This window comes from Actinomycetospora soli (genome assembly GCF_021026295.1).
Lineage (GTDB): Bacteria > Actinomycetota > Actinomycetes > Mycobacteriales > Pseudonocardiaceae > Actinomycetospora > Actinomycetospora soli.
In genome coordinates this window covers 18,493-27,064 of sequence record NZ_JAJNDA010000039.1, presented here as the reverse complement: position 1 = coordinate 27,064, position 8,572 = coordinate 18,493, and the positions used below count along the sequence as shown (strand labels likewise).

8 protein-coding genes are annotated in these 8,572 nt (G+C 71.8%); 7 read left to right on the top strand and 1 reads right to left on the bottom strand.

The genetic code is table 11. From position 1 onward, the window contains the following. Window positions 1-290: 290 nt before the first annotated feature. The 4 genes from LN037_RS30845 (at window position 291) to LN037_RS30830 (ending at window position 3,264) form a co-directional block, all read left to right on the top strand. A complete protein-coding gene (locus tag LN037_RS30845) occupies window positions 291-1,424 on the top strand; it encodes a M20/M25/M40 family metallo-hydrolase (RefSeq protein WP_230760723.1) in 1,134 nt (377 codons plus the stop codon). 141 nt (window positions 1,425-1,565) lie between these two features. Next, entirely contained in the window at window positions 1,566-1,754 is a 189-nt protein-coding gene (locus LN037_RS30840; RefSeq protein WP_230760720.1) for a hypothetical protein, read from the top strand. A 106-nt stretch (window positions 1,755-1,860) separates the two neighbouring features. Then, window positions 1,861-2,691, top strand: coding sequence for a tyrosine-type recombinase/integrase (locus tag LN037_RS30835; RefSeq protein ID WP_230760718.1), 831 nt, complete (start codon window positions 1,861-1,863; stop codon window positions 2,689-2,691). A gap of 147 nt (window positions 2,692-2,838) precedes the next feature. Continuing rightward, window positions 2,839-3,264 carry a hypothetical protein gene (locus LN037_RS30830; protein ID WP_230760716.1) on the top strand — a complete coding sequence of 142 codons (426 nt, stop codon included), beginning with the start codon at window positions 2,839-2,841 and terminating at the stop codon, window positions 3,262-3,264. Window positions 3,265-3,640: 376 nt separating this feature from the next. Here LN037_RS30830 and LN037_RS30825 read toward each other — a convergent pair whose 3' ends face one another. Next, window positions 3,641-4,324 (bottom strand): N-acetylmuramoyl-L-alanine amidase family protein, encoded by a 684-nt coding sequence (locus LN037_RS30825; protein ID WP_230760714.1) that lies wholly within the window; start codon window positions 4,322-4,324, stop codon window positions 3,641-3,643. A 490-nt stretch (window positions 4,325-4,814) separates the two neighbouring features. Here LN037_RS30825 and LN037_RS30820 point away from each other — a divergent pair, with 490 nt between their 5' ends. From LN037_RS30820 to LN037_RS30810, 3 genes are all read left to right on the top strand, one after another. Then, window positions 4,815-5,360, top strand: coding sequence for a hypothetical protein (locus LN037_RS30820; protein ID WP_230760712.1), 546 nt, complete (start codon window positions 4,815-4,817; stop codon window positions 5,358-5,360). A 229-nt stretch (window positions 5,361-5,589) separates the two neighbouring features. Further along, a complete protein-coding gene (locus LN037_RS30815) occupies window positions 5,590-6,102 on the top strand; it encodes a L,D-transpeptidase (RefSeq protein WP_230760710.1) in 513 nt (170 codons plus the stop codon). 213 nt (window positions 6,103-6,315) lie between these two features. Next, window positions 6,316-8,508: a heavy metal translocating P-type ATPase gene (locus LN037_RS30810; protein ID WP_230760709.1), complete on the top strand. Its 2,193-nt coding sequence runs from the start codon at window positions 6,316-6,318 to the stop codon at window positions 8,506-8,508. Window positions 8,509-8,572: the final 64 nt, after the last annotated feature.

The window sequence follows — 8,572 nt, the reverse complement described above, 5'->3', positions numbered from 1 at the left end:
GAAGTAGCCCCGGCCACGGCACTCCGGCCGGTGTCTCGACCAGGCGCCGTTACCGCGGCGCAGAAGAGGTCTGTCGTGGGAGCAGACCACCTCGAAATCGGTGCAGTCGGCCTCGGGTATCGACAACACGCTTACTTGACCCGAAGGTGGCGGGTCCGGTGGCCGTCTCCGCTCGAGCTGGCGCCGGGATCAGGAGGGAGCCGTCTGGAGGCACCCCGCCCCCGGCGCCGGCGAGACCTCCCAGGTGCGCGGGAGTCTCTGCGGGAGTTGCCGTGAGAGTTGATTCGTCAGTGCCGGTCGGCCGGCAGCGATTGAGACGCGACCAGGGTGTCGCGCGAGCAGCGGTGGCCGCTGTGCTGGCCGTACCGCTGATTCTTGGAGCCTGCTCAGGCGGGCAGCCGACGTCCTCGACTGACGCGTCGCCTCCCACACCCACGGGCGACAGGCGGGCGGCCGAGGCCCTGGCGTCGGCGGCCACCGGCGCCGGCGCCGTCGTGCACCTCCAGGCTCTTCAAGACATCGCCGCCCGGAATGGCGGGAACCGGGCCACGGGCACCGCCGGGTACGAGCAGAGCGTCGACTACGTCGCCGACACCCTCCGACGGGTCGGGTTCGACGTACAGACGCCGACGGTCCCTCTGTCAGCTGGCGCGGAGAGCGGCGACGCTCAGGAGGGCGAGGGCTCGGCGACGTCGGGAACGACGCGGAACGTCATCGCGCAAACCAGGAGCGGTCGGACCGACGAGGTGGTGCTCAGCGGCGCCCACCTCGACAGCGTGCCCGCTGGACCGGGCATCGGCGACGACGGCAGCGGTGTGGCCGCACAGCTCGAGGTCGCGGTGAAGATGGGCGCCGACGCCCCGATCACCAACGCGGTGCGCTTCGTCTTCTTCGGCGCCGAGGAAGACGGCCTGCTGGGAAGCCAGGCCTATGTTCGTGGCCTCTCACCCGACGGGCGACGGGACATCGCGGTCATGCTCAACTCCGACGGACTCGCCGCACCCAACGGTGGCTACTTCGTCTACGACGGCGACGGCTCCGACGGCTCGAACACCGAGACCGCCGCGCCCGGCTCGCAGGCGATCGAAAGACTTCTCCACGATCGGCTCGCCTCCCAGGGCGTGCAACCGCGCGGGACCGGATTCGTCGACGACTCCGACTACGGCCCGTTCGTCGCGGCCGGCATCCCCGCCGGCGGCGTGTTCTCCGGGGACTCGGGAACGAAGACCGCCGAGCAGGCCCGCCTGTGGGGCGGCCAGCCCGGCGTCCCCTTCCAACCCTGCTACCACCGGGCCTGCGACGACATCAACAACATCAACAGACCGATGTTCGACCGCATGGTCAACACCCTCGCCTACGGAGTCGGCGCATTCGCGGTGGACCTCAACGGCTTACCGCCACGGAACCAACGGTCCGGCCGATGAGGACCCGTTTTCCGCTCCCCTAACCAGCCGACCCGAGGCGGGCCCGTGCGCGGCACTTCAGGAGTCCGTGCACCCGACTACGGAAATCGACACGCGACGCGCCTAGCGAACTGAACGCTGCGCGGTGGGAACCTGACTGCCGTGACGACCCCCGAGTTGCCCGAGCAGGCCGCCGTCGCCGTGGCGGGCACCGCGACCGGCACGGTGCTCGAGCGCCGCGACGAGCTCACTGCCCGCGCGGGCCGAGTCGTACGCCCGTGGCGCCCGGTCTGCGAACACGTGGTCGGCCTACGAGCGGCAGTGGCGCCGCTTCGAGTCCTGGTGCGCTGAGGCGGGGGAGCGGGCGCTGCCGGCGGACCCGCTTTCCGTCGCGCGTTTCCTGGCCGACCTGGCCCCGGCGTGGCGGCCCGCGACACCCTCCGATCCGCTGGGATCGGTGGTGGCAGGACAGGTGTGTGAGCGGGAGGGGCTGCGGCCGGGCACGTTGGCCGGGTACCTGGCTGCTGTCTCGGTAGTCCATCAGACCGTGCAGGTCAGCAACCCGACGGGCGCGGAAGCCGTTCGTCGCACCATGGCGGGGATCCGCCGCCACCCCGGGGTCGCCCCCGCCCGCCGCCGCGCCGCCGCGCGGCGTGAACCGCTGGTCGAAGTGCTGCGGCTGCTGCGCCCCGAGGAAGTGCTGGCCGACGCCCGCGACCACCCGCAGCTACTGATCGGCTGGAAGGCGGCACTGCGCACCGATGACCTCGCCCGGCTGCAGATGTCCGACCTGCACGCCTCCGAGCAGGGCCTCTCGGTCCACCTGTCGCGGTCGAAAACCGACCAGCACGGCACCGGCACCACCATCGGCATCGCCGCCCCCTCCCCGGAGGCCACCGCGGGGGCGGGGAGTGGCGAATCGACGCTGCTCGACGCCGGTGCCGCCTGGACCCGCTGGCGCGACCTCCTCGGCTCCCACGGCATCACAGATGGCCCCGCCTGGCGCGGCATCGACCGCTACGGCCGCCGCCCCCGCACCGGCGGCCTGCACCGCAACTCGATCGCCGAGATCATCAAACGCCGCGCCGCCGCCGCCGGCCTCGAGGACGCGCAACTGTGGGGTGGACACAGCCTGCGCCGCGGGTTCGCCACCGAGGCCATCGCCGCCGGCGTCCCCGAACGCGACGTCCAACGCCACGGCCGCTGGCGCTCCCGCGCCTCCATGGACCCCTACATCGACGCCGCCCGCACCTTCGACACCAGCAACCCCACCCACTGGCTTACCTGAACAGTCGATTGCGACTCGCGGCGCCCACAGACATCTGCTCCTAGACGACCTCAGTTGAGCTCCGCCCTCCGACTGCACCTTGACTCGGGACCGCGCGCCCCTGGGGTACCAGGTGCCACGCGCTGTCCGAATTGCGAGGATGACGTAATGGCCAGCGGCGTCTCGTCTTATCCAGGTGGATCATCGACGACGTCGGAGTCGGGCGCCTCGACGTTCGCGCTCGTCGTCGGTGGGATGGCACTGGTCAGTGCGTGGACGGGCTGGGGTGGCCTACTGCTCGGGCTCGTGGCGGTCGTCGGCGCCGTGGTGGCGTTGATGCGCGTGCGGGCTGGTCGCGCTCACGGCCGCCGGCGGCCGGTGCTGGGTCTGGGCCTGGCCGTGGTCGCCGTGGTCATCGGAACCGTGATCGAGTGGCCGACGCTCCAGTCCGCGGTGACCTACCTTCACACCTCACAGGCCCGGACCCTCGACGAGTGCATGCGGCAGGCGATCAACGAGAAGGAACAGAACATGTGCAAGTCGCAGCACCTCGAGGAGTACCGGACGCGGTACCCCGATCGTCTGAACAACTGAGGTGACGATGCAGGGCGGTCCGCCGCACGGGCCTGGCAGCGGGCGAGAACCTGGTCGGCAGTGGCACCCTCAGGGCGTCGCCTTCAGGCTCGAGGGCGCGGCGCATCCGGACTTCTGAGGCATGAGGCCTCCGATCCCCCTGGAGGAGACCGATGACCACGGAGCCATCGAGCGAGAGTGCTGACGACGGCGGACCGAAGGGGTCACGTTGGTCCAGCCTCGGCATCTTCGGCGCGATCGTCCTCATCCCGCTGCTCACCTACGGCGGAATGCTGTATGACGGCGGCGGCGAGCCGGCACCGCCACCGCCTCCTCCTGCGTCATCGTCCGCGCCTGCGCCCAACCCGGGCTGAGCGCAGCTTTCAGCAGGGCGACCTCACGGCGCGCGGGCGAGGTAGGTCTCGATTCCGGTGGCGATGGACGCTGCGAGCACATCGCCTCCGCCCGGCCCGATCACCCTGCTCAGGTCATCGCGGTTGGTGATGAACAGTGGCTCGAGAAGCGTGGCCGGCATGGCGCTGGGTTCGTCGATGAAACCCTCGACGCGGGGGCCGAGCAGGACCAGGTGCGAGCCGCCGGCGTCTCCTCGGACGGAGTCGTCGACTATTCCCCGGTCCGGGGAGGCGCTGCCGAGCTCGACGAGCCCTGATCGGACACTGTCGTGCACCGCTCGGGCAAGAGCGAGATTGGGTGATGCGTCGGACCGGTGGGCCTCGTACAGCGTCTCGGTGCCCGCCGCCGAGCTGTCGTCGAACGAGTTGAGGTGGATCGAGACCAGCGCGTCAGCGCGCGCGAGGTTCGCGCATCGCACGCGCGAGCTGAGGTCCTTCTGACTCGCGTCGGTCGTCAGGCCGCCCGAGCCGAGATCCGCCGAGCGGAGCGGGGTGCCCAGGGCGTCGGTCGTACGCGTCAGCACCACGTTGACTCCGCGGGCACGTAGCCGTTCAGCCGTGCTCGAGGCGATCTGCAGGGTGAGGTCCTTCTCCCGGTGGGCGCGCCCAGCACGATCGATGCCACTGGCTCCGGGATCAGGGCCGCCGTGCCCAGCGTCGAGGGCCACGATCCGATCCGCGCGTCCGGTCGGGGCCGGGAGGAGCACACAGCCCGCCGGGCTGAAGGTGCGTGGATCGAGCGCTCTGGGGATCGCGCTGTCCGCGGGCGGTCCTTGTGCCCGGATGATCTGGTCCCCTTGCCTACTGGGCGAACCGTTCGCCGTGAGGACAGCGACCATGAGACTGCTCAGCAGGACCGCCCAGAGCACCCTCCTCACGCCGGCGGGCCCTGCGGGGGCGCCCCGGCGGGTGTGCCGACGCTCCCGCGGAATCGCGTTTGCCGCCCGAGGACGTGGATCGCGAAGTCCGGAGCGAGGTAAAGGCACGGCAAACGATGGTGGCACGTGAGTCGGAGGTGAGGTGCCCACCCTGGACCCGCGCGTGATCGGGCCAGCCCATTGATGAACTTGCAGCTCCTGAGTCGACCGACGTCTTCGCCCGATCGATGTACCCGACCCTGCCCGTTCGCCAGCAAGACGAGTGGCTACCGTGAGCCGCGTGGAAGCCACCCGCCCTGCTGACGGGCCCGTCCCGTCGGCGCATGTCGCGGTGCGGGTACTGACGGTCGCTCTGCTCGCAGGGCTGGTCGCCGTCGCCGCGCACCTCGCCGGTGGCGGCTCCCTCCCCCTCACGGGCGCAGCCCTCGCCGGCATCGCCGGCGTCGCGGCACCGGTCACGTTCCTGGCCCAGGCTCTCGCCACCCGCTACCGCTCGACCTGGCGCGCCTTCCTGGCGCTGGCAGGCGGCCAGCTCGCCATCGAACTGGTCCTGCAGGCCAACGATCGCGCCGTGGAAGGCCCGCTCACCACGATCGCGGTCCACCTGCTGGCCAACATCGCCCTCGGCGTGATGCTGGTCGGGACCGAACGCGCTCGTGCGGACCTGGCCTCTACGCTCGACCGGGTCCTGCCCCCGTTCAATGACAACCCGGGCTCGACGAACCCGCACGGCCACCTGTTCGTGGCAGTTCGTCACGATGCGCTGGCTCCGAGCTGCGCGGTCTCCCCGCGCACTCCCCGGGGACCGCCCGCCACCTCGGTCTGAGCTGATCCGACGGCGACCTCCGCCGTCCCGCTGCGCGGCCTGATCCGGCGACTGTCGGCTCCTCGTCGAAGGGGCCCTCGCCTACGAAGCCGTGCGGCCAGGGCCGTCCGGACACCCCGGGCGTGACCCCGCGTCGCGGCAGGCACCAGAAGGCCTGCGCGAGGAATCCAGCCCATTGGCTCGCCGGCTCTGACGGTCCCCGCAGAGCTGACGGCATCCGAGGAGTCCCATGAGCAAGCACCGTGCCGTCTCGCGGCCCCATCACAGGCGGTTCATCGCCCTGTCCTCCGGCGTCGCCGCCGCGGGTCTCGCGATCGTGCCGCTCACAGGAGTGGCGACCGCGGCTCCGGCGCCATCCCCCACGGCGCCCGCCGGGCAGATGGCCAGCATGCCGTGCTCGGACCAGGTCCAGGCGTGCGTCCGGCTCTCGACCAACGAGGCGTGGCTGGCTGACGGCGCCGGCAACGTAGTGCGAGGCCCGATCGCGATCAACCACGGGGGACCCGGCAACGAGACGCCGACCGGTCGGTTCTCGGTGCAGTGGAAGGACGCCGACCACCGCAGCAGCGAGTACAACGGCGCCCCGATGCCCTGGTCGGTGTTCTTCGATGGCAACGGCCGAGCGTTCCACGGTGGCAACGCCGGCAAGCAGACCGCCGGCTGCGTGCGTCTGCCCGACGAGCAGGCCAAGGCGTTCTTCGAGGCGCTCAACCCAGGCGACGCCGTTCAGATTCTTCCCTGACCCACCTCGAACAGGCTTCTCGCGCGCTCGCCCCGGTCTGACCGCGCTGCTTCCCGACGAGGCGGCGGCGAGCTCACCGCCCACGCGCGCGAGACAGTGGTTCGCCAGCCCGAGGAGGCTGCGATCTCTTTCGACACGAGTACGAGTTCGACACTCGCTGCCAAGCCGACCGACCCGTTCGAGGACCAGACCGAGGACTTCCTCCTCACGGGCATGACGTGCGCCGCGTGCGCGTCGCGGATCGAACGTCGGCTCAACAAGGTCGACGGCGTGATCGCGCAGGTGAACTACGCGACCGAGCGGGCCACCGTGACGCTACGTCCCGACGTCGAGCGCTCCACCGTCGTCGACGTCGTCGCGAAGCTCGGGTACGGCGCGACGCCGCTCTCGGTTCCCGACGACGAGCTCGGTGACGTCGAGGCCGCGCGCGACGACCGCGTCGCGGACCTGTGGCGCCGACTCGTGGTCGCGGCCGTGCTGTTCATCCCGATGGTCGACCTGCCCCTGATCCTCTCCGTGCTGCCGGAGGCGCGGTTCCCGGGCTGGGAGTGGGTCGTGGTCGCGCTGGCCGCGCCCGTCGTCGGGTGGTCGGCCTGGCCGTTGCACCGGGCGGCCTTCGTCAACGCCCGACACGGCGCGTCGTCGATGGACACGCTGATCTCGCTGGGCATCATCTCGGCCACCGTCTGGTCGCTCGGGTCGATCCTCACCGGGCACCTGCCCGACCCCGGCGCCGGTGCGCTCAGCGTCTTCCTCGACCCGGTCGGCCCGCTCTACCTCGAGGTCGCCGCCGCGGTGACGACGTTCGTGCTCGCGGGCCGCTACGTCGAGGCCCGGGCCAAGCGCTCGGCCGGCGACGCGCTGGCCTCGCTGGCCGCCCTCGCCGCGCGCGACGTCGCGGTGCTGCTGCCCGACGGGACCGAGGCGCGCATCCCGGCCGCCGCGCTCGCCGTCGGGACCCGCTTCGTCGTCCGTCCGGGCGAGAAGGTCGCGACCGACGGCACCGTGGAGAGCGGCGCCTCCGCCGTGGACCGGTCCATGCTGACCGGCGAGACCGTGCCCGTCGAGGTCGCCGCGGGCGACACCGTGACCGGCGGGACCGTCGCGGTGTCCGGGCGGCTCGTCGTCACCGCCACGGCCGTCGGCGGGAGCACCCAGCTCGCCGGGATGATCCGGCTCGTCGAGTCCGCGCAGGCGTCGAAGGCGTCCGTGCAGCGGCTCGTCGACCGCATCTCGTCGGTGTTCGTCCCCATCGTCATCGCGCTCTCCGTGCTCACGGCCCTGGGCTGGTGGGCCGTCGGCGGCACGGCCGGCGACGTCTTCTCCGCCGCCCTCGCGGTGCTGGTCATCGCCTGCCCGTGCGCCCTCGGTCTCGCCACCCCGACGGCGATGCTGGTCGCCTCCGGCCGCGGCGCGCGCGAGGGCATCTTCCTCAAGTCGCACCAGGCGCTGGAGACCTCGCGCGTGGTCGACACGGTGGTGTTCGACAAGACCGGCACGGTGACGACGGGCGCGATGACCGTGCGGGCGGTGCATCTCGCGTCCCCTGATTCCCGACGGCGGGTGCTGGCGGCGGCGGGTGCCGTGGAGGACGCCTCGGAGCACGCGGTGGCCCGGGCGGTCGTGGCGTGTGCGCGGGCGGAGGTCTCCGCGTTCCCGACCGTCGAGGGCTTCGAGGCCCTGCCCGGGCTCGGGGCGCGCGGCGTCGTCGACGGCGTCGACGTGCGGATGCGGAAGCCCCTTGCGCGACGGGACTCAGGTGGTCTCGACCCGACCGGTACGGACGGTCTGCCTGCGTGGGCTCCGGCTCCCTCGCGAGATTCCACGTTGGTCGTCATGAGCCTTGATGAGGCTGAGGTGGCGGTGTTCGAGGTGGCCGACGAGGTGAAGCCGTCGGCGGCTCCGGCGATCGCCCGGCTGCGTGCCGCTGGCCTGCGAACGGTGCTGCTCTCCGGCGACCGGTGGGAGGCGGCTGCGGCGGTCGGGGCGGCCATCGGGGTCGACGAGGTGATCGCCGACGTCCTGCCCGAGGGCAAGGTCGCGGCGCTGCACGGCGAACTGCGTGCCGGAGGTCGCCGCGTGGCGATGGTCGGTGACGGCATCAACGACGGTCCCGCCCTCGCGGCCGCGGACCTCGGGCTCGCCGTCGGCGCCGGGACCGACGTGGCCCTCGACGCGGCCGACGTGATCCTGGTGCGCGACGACCTACAGGCCGTCCCGGACGCCCTGGACCTGGCGAAGCGCACCGCCACGACGATCCGCCGCAACCTCGTCTGGGCGTTCGGCTACAACGTCGCCGCGATCCCACTGGCCGCGCTCGGCCTGCTCAGCCCACTCATCGCGGGCTTGGCGATGGCGCTGTCATCGGTGCTGGTCGTGTCCTCCAGCGTCCGGTTGCGGGGCTGAGTCGATGACCCGCCACGCACGACATCACCGGGTCGGTCGATTCCCCGGAGGAGACGCCGATCCG